This is a genomic window from Tenebrionibacter intestinalis, from assembly GCF_016632365.1.
In the GTDB taxonomy this organism is placed as follows: domain Bacteria; phylum Pseudomonadota; class Gammaproteobacteria; order Enterobacterales; family Enterobacteriaceae; genus Tenebrionibacter; species Tenebrionibacter intestinalis.
Window position 1 is genome coordinate 1 of the sequence record NZ_JAEPBH010000019.1, and the last position, 22,508, is coordinate 22,508.

18 protein-coding genes and 1 pseudogene are annotated in these 22,508 nt (G+C 51.8%); 10 read left to right on the forward strand and 9 right to left on the reverse strand.

Annotation, left to right across the window (positions count from 1 at the left end; genetic code table 11):
• Positions 1-188: 188 nt before the first annotated feature.
• A complete protein-coding gene (mobB, locus tag JJB97_RS08680) occupies positions 189-701 on the reverse strand; it encodes a molybdopterin-guanine dinucleotide biosynthesis protein MobB (RefSeq protein ID WP_238713694.1) in 513 nt (170 codons plus the stop codon).
• A 9-nt stretch (positions 702-710) separates the two neighbouring features.
• Positions 711-1,283, reverse strand: a pseudogene (gene mobA / locus JJB97_RS08685) (molybdenum cofactor guanylyltransferase MobA); the annotation flags it as partial.
• A 70-nt stretch (positions 1,284-1,353) separates the two neighbouring features.
• Here mobA and JJB97_RS08690 point away from each other — a divergent pair.
• From JJB97_RS08690 to dsbA, 3 genes are all read left to right on the forward strand, one after another.
• Positions 1,354-1,623, forward strand: coding sequence for a YihD family protein (locus tag JJB97_RS08690; RefSeq protein WP_238713634.1), 270 nt, complete (start codon positions 1,354-1,356; stop codon positions 1,621-1,623).
• A 74-nt stretch (positions 1,624-1,697) separates the two neighbouring features.
• Complete coding sequence (locus JJB97_RS08695; RefSeq protein WP_238713635.1) at positions 1,698-2,684, forward strand: serine/threonine protein kinase; 987 nt, start codon at positions 1,698-1,700, stop codon at positions 2,682-2,684.
• Between the two features lie 25 nt (positions 2,685-2,709).
• Complete coding sequence (dsbA, locus tag JJB97_RS08700; protein ID WP_238713636.1) at positions 2,710-3,333, forward strand: thiol:disulfide interchange protein DsbA; 624 nt, start codon at positions 2,710-2,712, stop codon at positions 3,331-3,333.
• A 29-nt stretch (positions 3,334-3,362) separates the two neighbouring features.
• On the opposite strand, the gene JJB97_RS08705 is transcribed toward dsbA, so the two are convergent.
• The gene (locus JJB97_RS08705) at positions 3,363-4,271 is read right to left on the reverse strand and encodes an acyltransferase (RefSeq protein WP_238713637.1); all 909 of its coding nucleotides are present in this window, start codon (positions 4,269-4,271) and stop codon (positions 3,363-3,365) included.
• Positions 4,272-4,703: 432 nt separating this feature from the next.
• On the opposite strand from JJB97_RS08705, the gene polA reads away from it, so the two are divergent.
• The gene (gene polA / locus JJB97_RS08710; RefSeq protein WP_238713638.1) at positions 4,704-7,490 is read left to right on the forward strand and encodes a DNA polymerase I; all 2,787 of its coding nucleotides are present in this window, start codon (positions 4,704-4,706) and stop codon (positions 7,488-7,490) included.
• Positions 7,491-7,659: 169 nt separating this feature from the next.
• Positions 7,660-7,707: a spot 42 RNA, inhibition of DNA synthesis gene (locus JJB97_RS18845; protein ID WP_071892919.1), complete on the forward strand. Its 48-nt coding sequence runs from the start codon at positions 7,660-7,662 to the stop codon at positions 7,705-7,707.
• A gap of 90 nt (positions 7,708-7,797) precedes the next feature.
• Here the strand turns inward: JJB97_RS18845 and yihA are convergent, their stop codons facing one another.
• Entirely contained in the window at positions 7,798-8,436 is a 639-nt protein-coding gene (yihA, locus tag JJB97_RS08715; protein WP_238713639.1) for a ribosome biogenesis GTP-binding protein YihA/YsxC, read from the reverse strand.
• Between the two features lie 568 nt (positions 8,437-9,004).
• Here yihA and yihI point away from each other — a divergent pair.
• Both yihI and hemN read left to right on the forward strand, forming a co-directional pair.
• On the forward strand, positions 9,005-9,508 hold the full coding sequence (yihI, locus tag JJB97_RS08720; RefSeq protein WP_238713640.1) for a Der GTPase-activating protein YihI: 504 nt from the start codon (positions 9,005-9,007) through the stop codon (positions 9,506-9,508).
• A 194-nt stretch (positions 9,509-9,702) separates the two neighbouring features.
• Complete coding sequence (hemN, locus tag JJB97_RS08725; RefSeq protein WP_238713641.1) at positions 9,703-11,076, forward strand: oxygen-independent coproporphyrinogen III oxidase; 1,374 nt, start codon at positions 9,703-9,705, stop codon at positions 11,074-11,076.
• A gap of 33 nt (positions 11,077-11,109) precedes the next feature.
• On the opposite strand, the gene JJB97_RS08730 is transcribed toward hemN, so the two are convergent.
• From JJB97_RS08730 to glnA, 4 genes are all read right to left on the reverse strand, one after another.
• Entirely contained in the window at positions 11,110-11,226 is a 117-nt protein-coding gene (locus tag JJB97_RS08730) for a YshB family small membrane protein (protein ID WP_238713642.1), read from the reverse strand.
• 104 nt (positions 11,227-11,330) lie between these two features.
• Positions 11,331-12,743: a nitrogen regulation protein NR(I) gene (gene glnG / locus JJB97_RS08735; protein ID WP_238713643.1), complete on the reverse strand. Its 1,413-nt coding sequence runs from the start codon at positions 12,741-12,743 to the stop codon at positions 11,331-11,333.
• Positions 12,728-13,801, reverse strand: coding sequence for a nitrogen regulation protein NR(II) (gene glnL, locus JJB97_RS08740; protein WP_238713644.1), 1,074 nt, complete (start codon positions 13,799-13,801; stop codon positions 12,728-12,730). The genes glnG and glnL overlap by 16 nt, the downstream gene beginning before the upstream one ends.
• A 332-nt stretch (positions 13,802-14,133) precedes the next feature.
• The gene (gene glnA / locus JJB97_RS08745; RefSeq protein WP_238713645.1) at positions 14,134-15,543 is read right to left on the reverse strand and encodes a glutamate--ammonia ligase; all 1,410 of its coding nucleotides are present in this window, start codon (positions 15,541-15,543) and stop codon (positions 14,134-14,136) included.
• A 375-nt stretch (positions 15,544-15,918) separates the two neighbouring features.
• Between glnA and typA the strand changes: the two genes are divergently transcribed.
• Complete coding sequence (gene typA, locus JJB97_RS08750) at positions 15,919-17,739, forward strand: ribosome-dependent GTPase TypA (protein ID WP_238713646.1); 1,821 nt, start codon at positions 15,919-15,921, stop codon at positions 17,737-17,739.
• Between the two features lie 515 nt (positions 17,740-18,254).
• Here typA and JJB97_RS08755 read toward each other — a convergent pair.
• The gene (locus tag JJB97_RS08755; RefSeq protein WP_238713647.1) at positions 18,255-19,127 is read right to left on the reverse strand and encodes a helix-turn-helix domain-containing protein; all 873 of its coding nucleotides are present in this window, start codon (positions 19,125-19,127) and stop codon (positions 18,255-18,257) included.
• 163 nt (positions 19,128-19,290) lie between these two features.
• On the opposite strand from JJB97_RS08755, the gene JJB97_RS08760 reads away from it, so the two are divergent.
• Together JJB97_RS08760 and JJB97_RS08765 are read left to right on the forward strand one after the other, a co-directional pair.
• On the forward strand, positions 19,291-21,003 hold the full coding sequence (locus JJB97_RS08760; RefSeq protein ID WP_238713648.1) for a solute:sodium symporter family transporter: 1,713 nt from the start codon (positions 19,291-19,293) through the stop codon (positions 21,001-21,003).
• Positions 21,003-22,502: a sulfatase-like hydrolase/transferase gene (locus JJB97_RS08765; protein ID WP_238713649.1), complete on the forward strand. Its 1,500-nt coding sequence runs from the start codon at positions 21,003-21,005 to the stop codon at positions 22,500-22,502. Before JJB97_RS08760 ends, JJB97_RS08765 begins: the two co-directional genes overlap by 1 nt.
• Positions 22,503-22,508: the final 6 nt, after the last annotated feature.

The following is a 22,508-nucleotide window of genomic DNA, read 5'->3' on the forward strand; positions in this document are numbered from 1 at the left end:
CCTGCACGAAATTGCAGGGCTTTTTGCTGTCCGGCGTCGAACGGCAGGGATGGGCGCTCGCTTAGCTTTTTACCGGCTAAATGGGCTACTAACCGTTAACTGCACATGATATGTGCCTTCCAGAGTATTAATCTTATCGCTCCCCTGCTTCCTGCCTGTTCATTGTTGCAGCAGACGACAGCAAATCATTATTGTTTCTGTTGCTGCTGCAACCACTCAGAAATAAAGAGCATAATCTGCTCTGGCTGATTAAGGTCCAGTACCGGTACGGTGGCTGCGATGGCAACATCGCTGGCAAGCGCGATAACATACTTATCTATTGTTAGCTCGCTAATATTACGCCCGCAGCGATCCCGAAAGAGTAATATTTTGGGTACAGTTTCATGCTTAAAGCCTTCCACCAGAATCAGATCTAACGTAGCTGCATTCATACGGCTTGCCAGCCAGAACAAGTCTGGCTCAGATGTATCCGGCGTTTCTGTCATGAGCGCCCAGCGCTTATTGCTGGCAACCAGCGTTTGTCTCGCGCCTGCTTTGCGTAATTCATAACTATCCTTGCCTGGTTTATCAACTTCCATATCATGGTGGGTATGTTTGATAAGCCCTGTACGAATGCCTTTCGTGTGCAATAGCGGGATAAGCCGCTTTAAAAGCGTGGTTTTACCTGTGCCGCTCCATGCGGCAAATGCGAGTAATGGCACCGCCGGATATTTTTGCCAGCGTTGTAAATCGTCTGGTGTATTTACGTTTACGAAACTGTTGGGATCGTTAACTGTCCAGGGTTTACCGCCATGTTGGCGTAAAAAAACCATTACCCGGCGTTCTCCCTTTGCCAGATACTTTTCCAGCGCCGGAATTAGCTGGCGATGCACGAGCGCAATTGTGGGATGGTCGCGCTCACCGTCATTAACCCATACGGCAGGCGAATTGCCGCGCGCTTGCCAGAGGAGCTCAGCAATGTTTTCAGGGATTTTGGGCGTATCGCAGGGACAGAACAGAAACCATTCGCTGTTTATTGCCTGCATAATGCTGAGCATACCTGCCAGCGGGCCGGGAAAATCCGCCAGATTGTCAGGAATAACAGGTATATCGTTGTACTTATAGGCATCCAGATTACGGTTAGCGCTGATCGCCATTTGCCCAACCTGTGGCGCAAGTAAGTGATATATATGTTTCCAGAGCGGCTGACCGTTAAGCATCAGCAGGCCTTTATCCCGGCCACCCATACGCGTAGCCCGCCCACCTGCCAGAATTACACCGCAAACCGGCATTAGCTTTGTCATGAGTATCGCCTCTTTTCATGTGGGTTTGAGCCTGCTAACGTGTCGCTTTCAGGATTTAAGGAGCACAATCATGAAATGCAAACGTCTTAATGAAGTGATCGAACTGCTTCAACCTGCCTGGCAGAAGGAGCCGGAACTTAATTTGATGCAATTTTTGCAGAAACTGGCAAAAGAGTCAGGTTTTACCGGTGAATTGACGGATCTCACCGACGATATACTGATCTATCACCTTAAAATGCGCGATGCCGCCAAAGATGAAGCGATTCCCGGCCTGAAAAAGGACTATGAAGAGGATTTCAAAACGGCATTGCTTAAGGCGCGTGGTGTCATTAAAGAGTAAAAGCTTGTAAGCGAATCAACCGAAAAGCGTATGAAATGTTATTCTGCCCGCTGGAAAAACTTTCGGACACTGGAATGACGGCCAGCGCTTTTCATTTTCAAACTCTAAACCCGGATACTATCCTTGATGCCCTGTTTGAACAGGGTATTCGTATTGATTCAGGTTTAACGGCGCTTAACAGCTATGAGAACCGCGTTTATCAGTTTACAGATGAAGAACGCCGGCGCTACGTTGTAAAATTTTATCGCCCCGGACGCTGGAACGCGGCACAAATTGAAGAAGAGCATCAGTTTGCTCAGGAGCTTGCTGCTGATGACGTTCCGCTTGCAGTCCCTGTTACGATCGGCGGTAAAACGTTATTTGAGCATCAGGGCTTTCTGTTTGCGTTATTTCCAAGCCTTGGCGGCCGACAGTATGAAACTGATAATCTCCAGCAAATGGAGTGGGTGGGGCGCTACCTTGGGCGTATTCATCAGACAGGTCGTCGGCGACACTTTATGCATCGTCCCTGCTTCGGATTGCAGGAATATCTGCTGGATCCCCGAGCGTTGTTTGAATCCTCCTTACTAATTCCGGCTGCGCTTAAGCCCGCATTTTTGCACAGCGTTGATGCGCTTATTGCCGCCGTGACGCCGCGCTGGGATGAAAACGTTACAATGCTTCGTCTGCACGGCGACTGCCATCCGGGCAACATTCTGTGGCGAGATGGACCACTCTTTGTCGATCTGGACGATGCACGAAATGGTCCGGCGGTTCAGGATGTGTGGATGTTGCTCAATGGTGACAGAAAGGAGCAACGTATCCAGCTTGAAACGATCGTTGAAGCCTATGAAGAGTTCTCCTCGTTTGAGGTTAAAGAACTTACCCTTATTGAACCCCTGCGTGCGATGCGAATGGTCTGGTATCTTGCCTGGATCGTGCGACGTTGGGATGATCCCGCTTTTCCAGGAAGCTTCCCCTGGCTACAGGATGAGGATTTCTGGCGAGGACAGACTGCCACTTTTAATGAGCAGGTCAGGGTTCTGAATGAACCCCCGTTACAACTCACGCCGATGTATTAAAAAGACGTTCAGGAGAAAAAGTAAGATGAAAAAGTTTTGGTTGGCACTGGCAGGCATGGTACTGGCGTTCAGCGCCTGCGCGGCCCAGATAACAGATGGTAAGCAATATACAACGCTGGCAAATCCTGTTCAGGGCGAGCCGCAGGTGCTGGAGTTCTTTTCCTTTTACTGCCCGCACTGCTACCAGTTTGAGCATGTGCTGCATGTTTCCGACAATGTGAAGAAAAAGCTGCCGGAAGGCGTCAAAATGACCAAATATCACGTTGAATTTCTGGGGCCGCTGGGCAAGCAGTTATCTCAGGCGTGGGCGGTGGCGATAGCGCTGGGCGTGGAAGAGAAAATTTCTTCGCCAATGTTTGATGCCGTTCAGAAAACTCAGACAATCAATAATGTTGACGATATTCGCAAAGTCTTTATTGATGCAGGCGTGAAGCCGGAAGAGTACGATGCGGCCTGGAATAGCTTTGTCGTAAAATCACTGGTTGCTCAGCAGGAAAAAGCCGCAGCCGATTTACAGCTACAGGGTGTGCCGGCAATGTTTGTTAATGGCAAATACCAACTGAATCCGCAGGGAATGGACACCAGTAATATGGATACCTTTATCCAGGAGTATGCCAATACGGTAAATTTCCTGGTTGAGAAAAAATAATACCGCCAGAAAAGCATGCAAAAAGCCGGTCAGTAACCGGCTTTTTTATAGCGTTTTTTTATTGCTTCAAGCCTGTCATCTTTCTGCGACCATAGCGTATTCAGCCATAGCTGGAAGCGACGCTTAAAGTTTTTGTCGTTGGTATAATCACCATGCAGATCTTCTGCAATCGGTATCAGGTTTACTTGCACGACGACATGCGTTAGCCGGCCGCACAGCATGTCGTAAAAGGGGCTATGCGTATTTTGCGGATAGCAGAGCGTTACATCGAGTAACTTATCAAACTGACTGCCCAGCACGTTGAGCGCCATAGCGATGCCCGCAGCCTTTGGCGCGAGCAGGTTGCGAAACGGCGAGCGGGTTTGCAGGCGTTTTTCCTCCGTAAGCCTTGAACCTTCAACAAAATTTACGATAGTGGTTGGCCAGGCGCGAAATTTTTCGCAGGAACGCCGCGTGGTTTCCACATCTTTACCGCGTTTTTCCGGATGGCGAATCAGATAACTGCGGGAATAGCGTTTCATGAACGGCATATCAAGCGCCCAGCATGCCAGGCCAATAAACGGTACCCAAGCCAGTTGCTGCTTGAGAAAATATTTGTTAACCGGGATATGTTTGCGAAACAGTACGCAGAGAATAACAATATCCGCCCAGCTTTGATGATTGCAGATAAGTAAATACCAATTCTTTTTGCTCAATCCCTCCAGGCCTTCTGTGTTCCACTTCAGACGGGGGTTCAGATATAGCAGCAGCGCCAGCCCTTCACACCAGCAGTACATCATAAAATTGCAGAAGCGGGAGATTGAACGCCAGATAACAGGTACTGGCAGCAAAAGCTTAAGTAAACCGGCCAGTATAATTGGCACTGAACAAGCAACCGTCACCAGAATGGTGAGCGGAATGCTCAAAAATAATGTGAGTGTGGCGAGCAATCTCGTCATAATATTTTTTCAGTTTTTTAACAAATAATGTGTGCTGGAAATCCCTTATCAGGGCGCAAATCTTAGCAGAAAACGTAAGTGGATGATGATACTTAGCGTCGCTGACGCCATCATGACAACGTGATGTTTTTGCCGACGTATCATAACGTCTTTTAATATCCACATGAACCTCTACTTGTTTAGGTAATATTTTTTTATCTATGATTTATTTAATTTCCTGAAAAACATGAATTAAATATGTGAACGGGTTGTTTTTTTCAATAGAGATGGACAACTGAGAATATTTTGTGCACAAAGTTATCCACAGCATAAGGGATTCCGGATCCGCCAGAAATGGTATAACTTTTGCCGTTTGCGGGTGGAGTATTTCATGTTTTTAGCCTGTCTGTGGCATTCTTTAGGGACAGACTGATAAACCAGGCGCGGAATACTATGGCCCAGATCGCACAAAACCCTCTTATCCTTGTTGATGGCTCCTCCTATCTTTATCGGGCATATCATGCCTTTCCGCCACTGACTAATAAAGCTGGTGAGCCGACAGGGGCGATGTATGGCGTGCTTAATATGCTTCGCAGCCTGCTGATGCAGTACCAGCCTACTCACGCCGCTGTGGTGTTTGATGCGAAGGGCAAAACATTCCGTGACGAATTGTTTGAAAGCTATAAATCGCATCGTCCGCCAATGCCGGACGATCTGCGCGCTCAGATTGATCCATTGCATAAAATGGTTAAAGCAATGGGGCTTTCGCTGCTGGCGATTTCCGGTGTGGAAGCCGATGATGTTATTGGTACGCTTGCGCAGGAAGCCGAACGCGCCGGGCGCCATGTGCTTATCAGTACTGGCGATAAAGATATGGCGCAACTTGTCACGCCGTCTATTACGCTCATCAATACGATGAATAACACCATTCTCGGCCCGGAGGAGGTGAAAACGAAATATGGCGTACCGCCTGAGTTGATTATTGATTTTCTGGCGCTGATGGGGGATTCCTCTGACAACATACCCGGCGTGCCGGGGGTGGGGGAAAAGACGGCGCTGGCGCTGCTTCAGGGGCTGGGCGGCCTGGATGCGCTGTATGCGCATCCTGAAAAAATTGCCGATCTCAACTTTCGTGGCGCTAAAACTATGGCGGCGAAGTTACAGCAGCATCAAGAGATGGCACGGCTTTCTTTCCAACTGGCAACCATCAAAACCGATGTTGAGCTGGCGTTGACCTGCGAGCAGTTGGAAATTCAGCCGCCTCATACTGAGGCGCTTGTGGATATGTTCCGCCATTATGATTTCAAACGCTGGACTGCCGATGTGGAAACCGGAACCTGGCTAAAGCCGAAGGGCGCAAAATCGGTTAGCGCGTCTAAAGCCACAATTCAGGTGGTGGAGGATGCACAAACGTCGGGCTGCGCGCTGTCCCGGGAGCATTACGTGACTATCCTTGACGAAGCTACGCTGAAATCATGGATTGAGCGCCTTAAAAAAGCGCCGGTTATTGCGTTTGATACAGAAACCGATAGCCTGGATAACCATACGGCGAATCTGGTTGGCCTTTCTTTTGCCATTGAGCCAGGTCAGGCGGCATATGTGCCGGTGGCGCATGATTACCTTGATGCGCCGGAACAACTTGATCTGAATACGGTTCTTGCATTGCTTAAGCCGCTGTTAGAAGACGAAAAAATACGTAAGGTTGGTCAAAACCTGAAATTTGATCGCGGTATACTTGATAATTATGGTATTGAATTGCGTGGTATTGCTTTTGATACCATGCTGGAGTCTTACATTCTGGATAGCGTGGCTGGCCGTCACGATATGGACAGCCTGGCGAACCGCTGGCTAAAACATAAAACCATTTCTTTTGAAGAGATTGCCGGGAAAGGCAAAAAACAGCTTACCTTTAATCAAATCGATCTGGAAACGGCTGGCTGCTATGCGGCTGAAGATGCGGACGTTACGTTACAGTTACACCTGAAAATGTGGCCGTTGCTGGAGAAAGAAAAAGGGCCGCGGCAAGTGTTTGAGCACATTGAAATGCCGCTGGTGCCGGTGCTGTCACGCATTGAGCGCAATGGCGTAAAAATCGATCCGGCGGTGCTTCATGCTCATTCTGATGAACTGGCGAAGCGGTTGATGGAACTGGAACAACAGGCGCATATGCTGGCAGACGAGCCGTTTAACCTTTCATCACCGAAGCAGTTGCAAACTATCTTGTTTGAAAAACAGGGCATTAAGCCGTTAAAGAAAACGCCGGGCGGCGCGCCATCCACTTCTGAAGAGGTGCTTGAAGAACTGGCGCTGGATTATCCGCTGGCGAAGGTCATCCTGGAGTATCGCGGGCTGGCAAAGCTAAAAACGACCTATACCGATAAGCTGCCGTTGATGATCAACCCAAAAACTGGTCGTGTGCACACTTCTTATCATCAGGCGATTACGGCAACCGGGCGTCTGTCATCAACCGATCCTAATCTACAAAATATCCCGGTGCGTAATGAAGAGGGGCGTCGTATTCGCCAGGCGTTCATCGCCCCGGAGGGGTATACTATTGTCGCTGCGGATTACTCTCAAATTGAATTGCGTATTATGGCGCATCTGTCGCGGGATAAAGGGTTGTTGCAGGCGTTTGCGCAGGGGAAAGATATTCACCGCGCAACGGCTGCTGAAGTGTTCGGTTTACCTCTGGAGAGCGTCAGTAATGAGCAACGCCGTAGCGCTAAGGCTATTAACTTCGGTCTTATTTATGGCATGAGCGCATTCGGATTGTCGCGCCAGCTTAATATTTCGCGTAAAGAATCGCAGCGTTATATGGATCTCTATTTCGAACGCTATCCGGGCGTGCTGGAATATATGGAGCGCACCCGCCTGCAGGCTAAAGAACAGGGATATGTTGAAACGCTGGATGGCCGCCGCCTGTGGCTTGCGGATATCAATGCCAGCAACGGCGCGCGGCGCGCGGCGGCAGAGCGTGCAGCGATCAACGCCCCGATGCAGGGGACTGCGGCAGATATCATTAAGCGGGCAATGATTGCCGTGGATGACTGGCTTGAGCAGGAAAAACCCAGAGTGAAAATGATAATGCAAGTACACGATGAACTGGTGTTTGAAGTGCATAAAGATGACGTGGAAGCTGCCTCAGAGAAAATTCATGAACTGATGGAAGGCAGTATGAAGCTTGACGTACCGCTGCTGGTGGAAGTGGGCAGCGGTAAAAACTGGGGGGAAGCGCATTAATGCAGCCCTCTGTTGTGAAAGCTTTTTTTCGTAATTAAGCAACATAAAAGCCGTTAATTTGTGATGTTCGTCCAATTTCATTCGTCAAAAAGTGAAAAAAAACTACGAAAGGGACTTTTTCTGTAGCAAAAAAAAAGGTAGAGTTAGCGGTGTAGGGTACAGAGGTAAGATGTTCTATCTTTCAGACCTTTTACTTCACGTAATCGGATTTGGCTGAATATTTAGCCGCCCCGGCCATCGCTGGTCGGGGCGTTTTTTTGTGTGGCTTTTACCGCAGTGGCACGTACAATTTGTACGTGTTCATCCCTTAAGGCTGTGAAGATGCCTGCTCATCCTCAATGGCGGGCAGGTCATTAAACCAGCTATCCAGCTTCTGGCGAAGTTTATCCACGCCTAATTTTTTCAGTGATGAAAACGCGTCTACCTGCACATCTCCGTTAAATGCCATTACGGCTTCACGCACCATATTAAGCTGCGCTTTGCGCGCGCCTGAAGCAAGCTTGTCGGCTTTTGTCAGTAGTACCAGTACCGGGATATTGCAGTCTACCGCCCATTCTATCATCTGTTGATCCAGATCTTTCAGAGGATGACGTATATCCATTAATACTACCAGGCCCTGTAGACAATGGCGCATCTGTAGGTATTCACCCAGCGCCCGCTGCCATTTGCGCTTCATTTCTTCCGGTACTTCGGCGTAACCGTAACCGGGTAAATCCACCAGACGTTTTCCATCGGCGACCTGAAACAGATTGATAAGCTGCGTTCGGCCTGGGGTTTTACTGGTGCGCGCCAGATTTTTTTGATTAGTCAGCGTATTTAGCGCGCTGGATTTTCCCGCATTTGAGCGCCCGGCAAACGCAATTTCAATTCCAGTGTCGGCAGGCAAATGGCGGATGTCCGGCGCACTGGTGACAAAGTGCGTAAGCTGATAGTTCCAGTTAGTCAAAATGGTTGTCTCCACAGGGATGAGGCGTTGACGAGGATTATACCTGAATGGCGCTAAAAGACGGCGTTTAGTGAAGTCTGCTTATGTAGGAAGTCTGCCCCGATAGTTTGTGAGACATTGGCTATAACATTGTGAGGAAATTGTAGCTTTGTGTAGTAACATAAAAAAATAAATCATTATGAAACATATTGTTATTTGTTACGGGTCTGTTTCATTGCCGCTTCGCTTACTGACAATGCCTTGTGAAGGAAAGGGATTAAGATAAAGTATATTCCAGAAGCAAGGGCGCTTCTGGTAGTAAGCTCAGGGATGACAGGATGTCATAAGAGCAGGGAGTAAAGCCAGGATGGCGAACGTCTGGAGACGTATAAAAAGGAAATGGACACAGACAGTGGACGTTAGCTGCTAAAGGAAAAACAGGGTTGTTGTTAGCAGACAAGGAATGTATGACTCCGTTATTTAGAGTCGAATGGGCGGCAGAGCAATCTGCCGCCTTTTTTCTTTGCTAACTTTCTGCCAGAATCCACGGCAATTCTATACTCATAATATCCGCTCAGGGCGTTAAATCATGAAGCAACCCACCACTTCACACGGCAAAAAGCCCGCAAAATCCCGTCGCGTAAACCGCGAAGAGCTTGATCAAAACGCGCGCGCGCGCAAACGCCAGAAAAAACGCCGTGGCAAAGCGCCAGGCAGTCGTTTTGGCGCAACGCAGCAGAATACTGCGGGGGATAAAAGCGCTGGCGTAAGAGATCCACGCACAGGCAGTAAAAAACCCGTGGCACTGGGCAGTAAAAGCGTACCGGTTGCTGCGCAGGCTGCATCGGTGAAAAAAGCGGCGCTGTCGCCGCGTGAAGAACTGGAAAAACTGGAGAGCGACGAACGCCTGGACGGGCTGCTTGAACGCGTGGAAAACGGCGAAACGCTCACTGTTGCTGAGCAAAACTGGGTGGATGCCCAGCTCGATCGTATTGACGAACTTATGCAGCAACTCGGCCTTTCTTATGATGACGAAGAAGAAGCTGAAGACGTGCAGGATGATATGATGCGTCTGCTACGTGGTGATAAGTAACGTTTTTACACTATGGGCCTGCCAGTTCTGCTCCTCATTCTGCCAGCAGTGTGTTATCTGGGGTGGTTATTCGCTAAACTACACCGGTTATCGCATCGCCAGCGCTGGCTTCGCAGCCGCCTTTCTTCCCGTTACTGCGGGAATACGGTGCAGACTGGGCGCGGGCGTTTGCGGCAACGTCGGAAGGAGTGAGTATGTCTGAGCAAACAATCGACTGGGATCTGGCCCTGATCCAGAAATATAACTATTCGGGGCCGCGTTACACCTCTTACCCCACTGCGCTCGAATTTTCAGAAACTTTCGGCGATGCGCAATTTGCACAGGCGGCTGCGCGCTACCCGTCGCGCCCGCTGTCGCTGTATATCCACATCCCGTTTTGCCATAAGCTGTGCTATTTTTGCGGTTGCAACAAAATTGTGACCCGCCAGCAGCACAAGGCCGATCAATACCTTGATGTGCTGGAACAGGAAATTATCCACCGTGCGCCGCTGTTCACGGGACGCCACGTTAGCCAGATGCACTGGGGCGGCGGTACGCCGACCTACCTGAGTCAGGCGCAAATCAGCCGTCTGATGACGCTACTGCGTACGCATTTCCACTTTGACGGCGATGCTGAGCTATCTATTGAAGTCGATCCGCGTGAAATTGAGCTGGATGTGTTGGATCATCTGCGCCATGAGGGTTTTACACGCCTGAGCATGGGCGTACAGGATTTCAATAAGGAAGTGCAGCGGTTGGTGAACCGCGAACAGGACGAAGAGTTCATCTTCGCTTTGATACGCCGCGCCCGCGAACTGGGCTTTACCTCAACCAATATCGACCTTATTTACGGCTTGCCGAAGCAGACGCCTGAAAGTTTTGCTTTTACGCTGGGTAAGGTTGCTGCGTTAAGCCCGGATCGCCTGAGCGTGTTTAACTATGCGCATCTGCCGACGCTTTTTGCCGCACAGCGTAAAATCAAAGACGCCGATTTGCCGACGCCGCAGCAAAAGCTTGATATTTTGCAGCAAACTATCGCTTCGTTGACCGGCGCCGGTTATCAGTTTATCGGTATGGATCACTTTGCTCGCCCGGATGACGAACTGGCGGTGGCGCAGCGTAACGGTGTGTTGCACCGTAATTTCCAGGGCTATACCACACAGGGCGATACCGATTTGCTGGGTATGGGCGTATCGGCTATTAGTATGCTTGGTGACTGTTATGCTCAAAACCAGAAGGATCTGAAGGCTTACTATCAGCAGGTGAATGCAAAAGGCGATGCGCTATGGCGAGGCCTGGCGCTAACGCGTGACGATTGTATCCGCCGCGATGTTATCAAAGCGCTTATTTGTAATTTCCGCCTTAATTTTGCCGATATCGAACGGGAATGGCAGCTTAGCTTCGGGGATTATTTTGCCGACGATTTGGCGTTGCTGTCGCCGCTGGCGCAGGATGGGCTGGTGGAGTTAAGCGATAAGGGAATTCAGGTAACGGCCAGAGGCAGGCTGCTTATTCGTAATATTTGTATGTGTTTTGATAGCTATTTGCGACAAAAAGCGAAGCTACAGAAATTTTCCCGGGTTATCTGACGGTAAGAAAAAGCGGGGTTTACCCGCTTTTTCTTAACTAAGGAAATTCATCAGCGCTGCGCACAGCAGTACTGACAACGCTGTCAGAGGTGACTGAGCGGCGCCAGCCTCCACGCCGTGAGTGACCAGTTGTATTAATGATTCCAGCATGACTGTTTCTCCTGCATAACGGGTCGGATCATACCAGGCGAGGGGCCGGAGTCAATGCGCATAAATACAACAATTTTCGCTTTGTGTTGAAAATTCCGGGAGCCTTACTCTATTCCCAACTCTTTTAACTTACGCGTCAGTGTATTACGTCCCCAGCCCAGCAGGCGCGCGGCGTCCTGTTTGTGTCCCTGGGTATAACGCAGCGCAGAGCAGAGCAGCGCGCGCTCCATTTCCGGTTGTGCCTCAGAAAGCAAATTTTGATGACCGGCGCGCAGCGCGCGGTCAGCCCATTGCGCCAGTAGTGTGGCCCAGTTGTCTGTTGGCATCGGTTGCCTGGGGTCGTCCGGCGTCGTTGCTTCAAACAATTCGCCGGGCAGATCCTGAATCAGCACCTCCTGCCCGGCGGCCATGACTGTGAGCCAGCGGCAGGTATTTTCCAGTTGGCGGACGTTCCCAGGCCAGGCCAGGCGCGTTAATGCGGCCTGGGTTTCCGGGTGTAACTGCTTGGTTTCCACACCCAGCTCATGCGCGGCGATTTGCAGAAAATGTTGCGCCAGTTTGGGAATATCTTCCCGGCGCTCACGCAGCGGCGGCAGATGAATGCGAATGACATTCAGACGATGGAACAGATCCTCGCGGAATTTTCCTTCCTGTACCCGCCTGTTCAGGTTCTGGTGTGTGGCGGCAATAATTCGCACATCAACCTTTACGGGGGCGTAACCGCCGACGCGGTAAAACTGCCCGTCGGCCAGTACGCGCAACAGCCGGGTCTGAACGTCCAGCGGCATATCACCGATTTCATCCAGGAATAACGTACCGCCATCGGCTTGTTCAAAGCGCCCCTGGCGAATCTGGTTGGCGCCGGTAAATGCCCCCTTTTCATGGCCGAACAGCTCGGATTCGATCAGCTCTTTTGGAATCGCCGCCATATTGAGCGCGATAAACGGCGCTCTGGCTCGCGGGCTGTGGCGGTGTAGCGCGTGGGCGACAAGCTCTTTACCGGTACCGGATTCGCCATTGATCAGAACACTCATTGATGAACGCGACAGGCGGCCAATAATGCGAAACACATCCTGCATAGATGGGGCTTCGCCGATAATATCGGCGGTTGGGCCGGCCGCCGGGATATTGCGCGGCAGTTGTTGTTCCTGATAATGGCTAATGGCGCGATCCACCAGCGCCACGGCTTCATCAATATCAAACGGTTTAGGGAGGTAGTCAAACGCGCCTTGCTGATAGGCGCTGACTGCGGCATCCAGATCTGAATGGGCCGTCATTATGATGACCGGTAGCATGGGATAGCGTTGCTTAACCTGGCGCAGTAATTTGAGGCCGTCCAGGCCAGGCATACGGATATCGCAAAGCAGCACGTCCGGGGTGCGGGCGGTGAGGGCATCTATTACCTCGCTCGCATTCTCAAATGTGGCGCAGGCCAGGCCTGCGCCGGTCAGCGCGCGCTCCAGTACCCAACGAATGGAACTGTCGTCATCGACTATCCAGGCTAGCCCTTGTTGCATAAAGACCTCGACTTGCAAATTGGCAGGTAGACCGAGAATTCGGTATGCCCTGGCCAGCTATTGAATTCAATTTTCCCGGCGTGGCGATCGATCAGACTACGGGCAATGGATAACCCCAGCCCGTTGCCGCCTTCCCGGCCGCTGACCATTGGATAAAAGAGCGTGTCCTGCAAATGTGCCGGTACGCCTGGCCCGTTGTCTTCTACGTCAATACGCGCGCACAGACGATGGCGCACGCCGTGCAGAGTAAGCTGAAATGCCGTACGGGTACGCAGCGTAATCCTACCGCCCTGGTGGCCGAGCGCCTGTAGCGCATTACGCACAATATTAAGCAGCGCCTGCTCAATCTGCTCGGGGTCGTGTTCCAGGTCTGGCAGGCTGGGATCGTAATCGCGAACCAGCGTCACGTTATCAGGCAACTCCAGAGAGACCAGGCTTACTACGCGCTCGGCTACTTTATGAATACTGTCAGTGACCTGCGTACCGGGTAATTGAGGGCCGAGCAGCCTGTCGACCAGATTGCGCAATCTGTCCGCCTGTTCAATGATGACGCGAGTATATTCCAGCAGCGCCGGATCGGGCAGTGCGCGGCTGAGTAGCTGTGCTGCCCCACGAAGGCCGCCAAGCGGATTTTTGATTTCATGCGCCAGCCCGCGTACCAGTTCGCGCGCGGCCGCCTGTTGCGCATGCTGTAATTGCTCCTGGCTGAGGCGACGCTGGTTATCCATTGGCGCTATTTCCAACAAAATAAGGCCATCGGACATGCGCTGTGCGGTTAGCGAAAGAATATGCGCACGGCCATCGATTACCAGCGTGACTTCATTGTCGGTGAAACCCTGGCCTGTACGCAGACTATCGTGCATCAGCGTTACATTCAGTGAAAAATAGCTCAGCAGTTCCGGCAGCGGCGTGCCGTAAAGTTTGCGTGAACTTTGCGCCAGTAATTGCTGTGCGGCAGGGTTTGCGTAGCGCACCGCCAGATTATCGTCCACCAGCAGAATGCTGCTAATTAGCGAGTTCAGAATTTGCCCGGTATCGGGCAGCACGCCGGTTGCCATGGGCAGCCTCCCGTGATTTGCACTAAATGAGTGCATTATAGGTTCTCAACGGATCAAGGCTATGTTTTACCTGAAGCATGCCGTTTGCGCGGTGGAGAAAAAAGCCCATCCTTGAGATTGGCTCAAATTGTTGACAAAGAAGGAAAAAACGAAGTTTTTCCTTCTTTGTGGTAAGCAGGCGAAAATCAACGGATTGATTTTCCTTATTTTTTATTGTGTTTTATCCATCCTGTCTGCGACAGGATGGGGTTTGTTAGCAGTCTCAGCCCATCCTTGAGATGGGCTAAATATGTCCACGACAACAAAACGGTTAAAATAGCGCTTCGCAGGTATTAAACGCTGTAGTACAGCTCAAACTCTACCGGATGCGGCGTCATACGCACGCGGTCGTCTTCTTCACGGCGTAGTGCGATATAAGCGTCGATAGCTTCATTAGTGAATACGCCGCCTGCGGTCAGGAATTCGCGATCCTGATCCAGCGCGTTGAGCGCTTCTTCCAGTGAGCCGGCCACCTGTGGAATTTCTTTTGCTTCTTCCGGCGGCAGGTCGTAGAGATTTTTGTCCATAGCTTCGCCTGGGTGGATACGGTTTTTAATACCGTCCAGACCGGCCATCAGCAGTGCGGCAAAGCACAGGTACGGGTTTGCCGCCGGGTCAGGGAAGCGCACTTCAATACGGCGGCCTTTCGGTGATGCCACAACGGGAATACGGATAGAGGCGGAGCGGTTAGCTGCGGAGTAGGCCAGCATAACCGGCGCTTCATAACCCGGAACCAGACGCTTATAGGAGTTGGTGGTTGGGTTCGCCAGGGCATTAATGGCTTTTGCGTGTTTGATAACGCCGCCGATATAAAACAGCGCCTGCTCTGACAGCCCGGCGTATTTGTCGCCCGCAAACAGGTTAGTGCCGTTTTTGGACAGCGACATATGGCAATGCATACCAGAGCCGTTATCACCAAACATCGGCTTTGGCATAAAGGTCGCGGTTTTACCGAAGCGGTGCGCTACGTTGTGAACCACGTATTTGTAGATCTGAATTTCGTCCGCTTTTTTGGTCATGGTGTTAAAGCGGGTGGCCACTTCGTTCTGGCCAGCGGTAGCGACTTCGTGGTGGTGCGCTTCAACCACCAGGCCCATCTCTTCCATCACCAGACACATGGTCGAACGCAGGTCCTGTGAGGAGTCTACCGGCGGCACCGGAAAATAGCCGCCTTTTACGGCCGGCCGGTGGCCTTTGTTGCCGCCTTCGTATTGGGTAGCGGTGTTCCATGCGCCTTCGATATCGTCAATGGCGACGTGGGAGCCGGAGATGGATGAACCGAAACGAATGTCGTCAAACAGGAAGAATTCAGGCTCCGGCCCGAACAGCACCGTATCGGCGATGCCGGTGGCGCGCAGGTAATCTTCAGCACGCTTGGCGATAGAGCGCGGATCGCGATCGTAGCCCTGCATGGTGCCCGGTTCGAGGATGTCGCAGCGGAGAATCAGCGTTGGTTCTTTATAAAACGGATCAATGACTGCGGTGGATGCGTCTGGCATCAGCACCATATCGGATTCGTTAATGCCCTTCCAGCCGCCGATAGAGGAACCGTCGAACATTTTGCCTTCCTCAAAGAAGTCGGCGTCAACCTGGTGAGACGGAATGGTAACGTGCTGCTCTTTACCTTTGGTATCGGTAAAGCGCAGGTCAATAAACTTAACGTTATGTTCATTTATCAGCGTCAGTACATGCTCAGCGGACATAGGTAACTCTCCCGAATGTGTCATTATCGTCGTGGTACAAAGGTGGCTGGAACGCTTTTTTAATGGCTGTTTGCCTGACGGAGTAAAAGCGAAAAATATGCCAACTTTTAAATAGCCCTAAAAAAGCGCTATTATGCGCGCCATAGTGCAAGCGGGCTGCACCACAATAGCAAAAATGCACCGTTATAGTGCATTTAAGCGTTCGAAAGGCACTATGGTAGTGCATTTTTTGTCAGCGCCCCCTTTATCTACTCCGTGAAACCGATCACAAACGCCGCCACTTCAACTTGTTGGTAAAGGTTTCTTGTGATCTGTTCAGTCCTTCGATTAATACGTGTACAATAGCGCGCTATTTCTAATGCCTGAGGCAAAGTTGTGATCGAAAATCTGCGTAACATCGCCATCATTGCGCACGTTGACCATGGTAAAACGACCCTGGTTGATAAGCTGCTGCAACAGTCTGGCACCTTCGGTGAGCGTAATGAGCTGACCGAACGCGTCATGGACTCTAACGACCTGGAAAAAGAGCGTGGGATTACCATCCTCGCCAAAAATACGGCCATTAACTGGCGTGACTATCGCATCAATATCGTTGATACCCCAGGGCACGCCGACTTCGGTGGCGAAGTGGAACGCGTGATGTCAATGGTTGACTCCGTTTTGCTGCTTGTCGATGCAATGGACGGCCCGATGCCGCAGACTCGCTTTGTTACGCAGAAGGCCTTTGCTAACGGGCTGAAACCCATTGTCGTCATTAACAAAGTTGACCGTCCTGGCGCGCGCCCGGACTGGGTTGTGGATCAAGTGTTCGATCTGTTCGTGAACCTGGGCGCAACCGATGAACAACTGGACTTCCCGATTGTTTACGCTTCCGCGCTCAACGGTATCGCCGGTCTTGATCATGAAGACATGGCTGAAGATATGACTCCGCTGTTCGAAACCATCGTCAAACAGGTGGAAGCGCCGAATGTGGATCTCAACGGCCCGTTCCAGATGCAAATCTCCCAGTTGGACTACAACAACTACGTTGGCGTTATCGGAATCGGGCGTATCAAGCGCGGTGTGGTGAAACCGAACCAGCAAATCACCATTATTGATGCCGAAGGTAAGCGCCGTAACGGTAAAGTCAGCCAGGTGCTGGGCCATATGGGCCTGCAGCGTATCGAAACCGCTTCTGCAGAAGCGGGCGATATCATCGCTATTACCGGCCTGGGCGAACTGAATATCTCTGATACGCTATGCGATCCGGCAACGGTAGAAGCGCTGCCGCCGCTATCGGTGGATGAGCCGACCGTTTCTATGTACTTCTGCGTTAACACTTCGCCGTTCTGCGGTAAAGAAGGTAAGTACGTCACCTCGCGCCAGATTCTGGAGCGCCTGAACAAAGAGCTGGTTCACAACGTGGCGCTGCGTGTGGAAGAAACGGAAGATCCGGACGCGTTCCGCGTCTCAGGCCGTGGCGAGCTGCATCTGTCGGTATTGATTGAAAATATGCGTCGTGAAGGTTTCGAACTGGCTGTTTCACGCCCGAAAGTTATCTTCCGTGAAATCGACGGGCGCCGCCAGGAGCCGTTTGAGCAGGTCACGCTGGACATTGAAGAGCAGCATCAGGGTTCCGTAATGGAAGCGTTGGGCCTGCGTAAAGGCGATATGCGCGATATGATGCCGGACGGCAAAGGCCGCGTGCGTCTTGATTACATCATCCCAAGCCGTGGTCTGATTGGCTTTCGTACCGAATTTATGACCATGACCTCCGGCACCGGACTGCTGTACTCTACCTTCAGCCATTACGACGATGTGCGCGCGGGCGAAATCGGCCAGCGTCAGAACGGCGTGCTTATCTCTAACGGCCAGGGCAAAGCGGTAGCCTATGCGCTTTACAGCCTTCAGGATCGCGGTAAGCTGTTCCTGGGCCACGGCGCGGAAGTGTATGAGGGGCAGATTATCGGTATTCACAGCCGTTCAAACGATCTGACCGTTAACTGCCTGACCGGTAAAAAGCTGACTAACATGCGTGCTTCCGGTACAGATGAAGCCACCACGCTGTCTCCGCCGATCAAAATGACGCTGGAGCAGGCGCTGGAATTCATCGACGATGATGAACTGGTTGAAGTGACGCCGAACTCTGTTCGTCTGCGTAAGCGCCATCTGACGGAAAACGACCGTCGTCGCGCTAACCGTGGTCCAAAAGAGTAATTGCGCGTTTATTCGCCTGTTAACCCCCGCTTGCGATTAAGGTAAAGCGGCTGTTCCGTTCACCTGAAGTCCGGTTATCGGTGAACGGACAAAGAGGGCCGCCCTGGCCCTCTTTGCAAACGCCCGCGGATCCGTAAACAATCATCGCTTCGCGGGGGGCTTGCTTACGGCCATCCTGCGGCCGGTTCGACGCCCTGTTTCGTTTCGCCTCAGCCCGCCATCCCGGGGATCTGTCCTTGCCTTCGCCTGCGCTTTCACCACGCTAAAACATTAGTTCGCCGTTTAAATCGAAAGTTAATGGCCGCAAATCTCGCTTTAGAATATCTTCACCGAAGAAACAGTGGGGGAATGGTTATTCAGATTCTGGCCGGCGCAATTCTGGTTACCGATGGTGCGAACGGCATAAGCAAAGCAATTACGCGCTACGCAATAGATAGCAAAACCCGAAAGTTTTGGTCTGTACCCCAAAAGTTGGCTACCCCGCTGGCCGGCATTACCGCTTGCGCGGGGTTGGTTTATCCTTCAGGCGGGGAACTGGCCTTCAGCGCCGTTGGCGCGTAGCCGAACTTTTGTTTAAAGGCTTTGCTGAAGTGGAAGGTATCGAAGAAGTTGAGCATGTCTGCAACCTGGCTTACGCCGTGGCGCTCCTGGCGCAGCAGAGACTGCGCCAGCGTAAGCCGTGCGTCGAGATGATACTCCTTCGGCGTTTTGCCTGTGTGGCGCAGAAACAGGCGGCGCAGATACTGTTCGCTGCACTGCATCCACTGCGCCATTTCACGCACTGTCCAGCGCTTTCGCAAATCGGCATGCAGCGCCGAGAGCAGGCTTTCTAAACGAATAAGCCGTCGCTCGCGGGTGCCGTTGCGGGCTATCAGGCATATCCACTGGTAAATCATGCGGGTAAGTGAGGCCACCGCCAGGTTGTTCTCCACGGGGAGCGCGCTTTGTATTAGCTGCTCAACCTGCTTCAGTTCTTGATTAAATTGCGCGCCGTTGTAAATAACCACCGGCTGCGATAGCGGTATTTCCATAAACCCGGTAGGCACAAATTCCATCCAGTATTGTTCCCACAGCAGGCCATCACAATAATAGGAGGCTATTTCCGTGGGCTTCAAAAAAATAGCGCAGTTGCCGTTAAGCGTTATTACCGATCCCTCTTTAAGTATGATTTTTCCTCCGCCCTGAACGGTATAAATCGCCACCCAGGAATTTGCTATTAATGGTTTCTTTTTATCACGAGGCCAGATGACGTGATAGCGATCGTCAGCGCGGGTGTGCCAGAGTGAAATAAGCGCAATGCCGCTTGAGATCACACTTTCATCAAGAACCAGCGGAATATTGTAGGTGGTTTCGTTTTTTACATCCAAAAATACGGTTTTTCCATTCATTTCATACACCGTCCGAAGAATGATGCAGCTAACCCAAAAGTACCCTCAGAACGAATCGGTATTCTTATGGGGATACAGAATTGCGTTATCAGATTTATACAGCCTGTTGCCCGATACCTCTGCTATTTACCTCGGGTCATAACGATAAATAAAGGCAAATCCGATGAATACTCTACAAATAGTGAGCTTTATTGCATTTACGCTGCTGGTGGCGGTAGTGACATGGTGGAAATTGCGTAAAACAGATACCCAGTCACAGCAGTCTTACTTTCTTGCCGGCCGGTCGCTTAAGGCGCCCGTTATTGCCGCGTCGCTGATGTTGACCAACCTCTCTACGGAGCAGTTGGTGGGGCTGAGCGGCCAGGCCTACCAGAGCGGCATGTCGGTGATGGCCTGGGAGGTTATCTCTGCTATTCCTCTGATTTTCCTGGCGTTAATCTTTTTACCGAAATATTTACAACGCGGCATCGCCACCATTCCCGATTTTATTGAGGAACGTTACGATAAAACCACGCGTATTGCAGTGGATTGCTGCTTTCTCATCGCTACTGGTATCTGTTTTCTGCCTATCGTGCTGTATTCCGGCGCGCTGGCGCTTAACAGCCTGTTTAGCGTAGGAGATTCGCTGGGCATTAGCGAGGGCGCCGCTATCTGGCTGATGGTTATCCTGCTGGGCTTTGCCGGGTTAATGTATGCGGTCATAGGCGGGTTGCGGGCTATTGCTGTAGCTGATGTGGTTAACGGTATCGGGTTGGTGATTGGCGGCCTGTTGGTACCGGTTTTTGGTCTGATGGCGATGGGAGGCGGCAGTTTCTTTCAGGGAATAGAGCGCCTGACCACGGTACACAGTGAAAAACTTAACTCCATCGGCACCAGCAGCGACCCGGTGCCCATTGGCGCAGCGCTCACAGGCCTGATACTGGTTAACACCTTTTACTGGTGCACCAATCAGGGCATTGTACAGCGTACGCTGGCTTCCCGCAGTCTGGCGGAAGGCCAGAAGGGCGCGCTGCTTACCGCCGTATTGAAAATGCTCGACCCGCTTATTCTGGTGCTGCCGGGCCTCATCGCCTTCCATCTGTTCCAGGATTTGCCCAAAGCGGACATGGCGTATCCGGCGCTGGTGAACGCCGTTATGCCGACCGCGCTGGTTGGGTTCTTCGGCGCGGTGCTGTTCGGCGCCATTATCAGTACCTTCAACGGCTTCCTGAACAGCGCCAGCACGCTCTTTAGCCTTGGCCTGTATAGCCGCCTTATTAATCCGAAGGCGTCGGCGCACAAACAGGTGAGCGTTGGCCGCTGGTTTGGCCTGGCGCTGGCGCTGGTTTCCGTTCTGGTGGCGCCGTGGATTGCCAACGCGCCTGAAGGGCTTTATTCGTGGATGAAGCAGCTTAACGGTATCTATAACGTGCCGTTGGTGACAATCGTGATTATGGGCTTCTTCTTTCCGCGTATCCCGGCGGTAGCGGCGAAAGCGGCGCTACTGTTCGGTATCTGTAGCTATATCGTTATCAACTACCTTGTGGATCTCAAATTCCACTTTTTGTATGTCCTGTTTTTCACCTTCTGCATCAACGTCGTTTTGATGTTAATCATCGGCTGGCTTAAGCCGCGCGCCACGCCTTTTCGTTTTCAGGATGCTTTTGCGGTGGATATGCAGCCCTGGCGCCATACGAAACTGGCGGCCCTGGGCGTGCTGCTTGCCATGATTGGCGTCTACTCTGGCCTGGCGCAGTTTGGCGGTTATTCCACCCATATCCTGACTGTCTTCTGCTACGCAGCAGTAGCGGTCATTGTGGCTTATCTGGTTTATAGCGGCTGGCGCGCAAAGCGTGCCGCGCCGATGGTTTACGCTTCAGACGTTAAGGAGAAATAATGGCTCGCCCTAACTTTCTGTTTATTATGACCGATACCCAGGCCACCAATATGGTGGGCTGTTACAGCGGCAGGCCGCTTAATACTCAACATATCGATGCGCTGGCAAATGAGGGGATACGCTTTAATTCCGCCTATACCTGCACGCCGGTATGTACGCCGGCGCGCGCGGGATTGTTTACCGGCATTTATGCCAACCAGTCCGGCCCGTGGACGAACAACGTTGCGCCGGGAAAAAACATTTCAACGATGGGGCGATATTTTAAAGATGCCGGTTATCACACCTGCTATATCGGCAAATGGCATCTTGATGGCCATGATTACTTCGGAACCGGTATTTGCCCGCCGGAATGGGACGAGGAGTTCTGGTATGACGGCGCAAACTACCTGGCGGAGCTGAGCGAGCATGAAATCGGCCTGTGGCGTAACGGGCTCAACACGCTGGACGATCTGCGCGACAACCGTATCGACGCCAGCTTTACCTGGGCGCATCGCATCAGTAACCGGGCGCAGGATTTCTTAACGCGCCCGGAGCGGGATGAGGAGCCGTTCCTGTTGGTTATTTCCTACGATGAACCGCACCATCCTTTTACCTGCCCGCCAGAATATCTGGAGAAATATCAGGACTTCCGCTACGACCTGGGCGTTAAAGGGCAGGACGACCTGGCGAATAAGCCTGAGCATCATCGCCTGTGGGCACAGGCCATGCCGTCGCCGGTCGGAGAGGATGGGCAGTATCATCACCCGCTCTATTTTGCCTGCAATGATTTTGTGGATGACGAAATTGGCCGCGTGGTGGCAACGCTTACGCCGGCGCAGCGTGAAAATACCTGGGTTATCTACACCTCCGATCACGGCGAGATGATGGGCGCGCACCGCCTTATTAGTAAGGGGGCGGCGATGTATGACGATATTACCCGTATTCCGCTTATTTTTTGCCCGCCTGCCGGGCAGCAGGCGCCACGGCAGGTGGATACGCCGGTCAGCCATATTGACGTATTGCCGACAATGATGCGGCTGGCGGGGATTAGCAAGCCGGCTATCCTGCCAGGCGATGATATTATCCAGGCGCAGGGCGACCGTGGCGTTATGGTGGAGTTTAACCGCTACGAGATAGAGCACGACAGCTTTGGCGGTTTTATCCCGGTGCGCTGTTGGGTGACGGACGGCTTTAAGCTGGTGCTTAACCTGTTTACCAGTGATGAATTATACGATCGTCATAATGACCCGCAGGAGATGCATAATCTTATTGACGATCCGCGCTATGCCGGGCAGCGTAACAGGTTGCACGATGCGCTACTCGACTATATGGAGCGTATACGCGATCCTTTTCGCTCTTATCAGTGGTCATGTCGCCCGTGGCGTCCTGATGCGACGCCGCGCTGGATGGGGGCGTTTCGCCCAAGGCCGGAAGACGGCTACTCGCCGGTGGTGCGCGATTACGACACAGGGCTACCCACGCAGGGCGTAAAAGTGGAAGATAAGAAGCAAAAGTTTTAGCCTCAG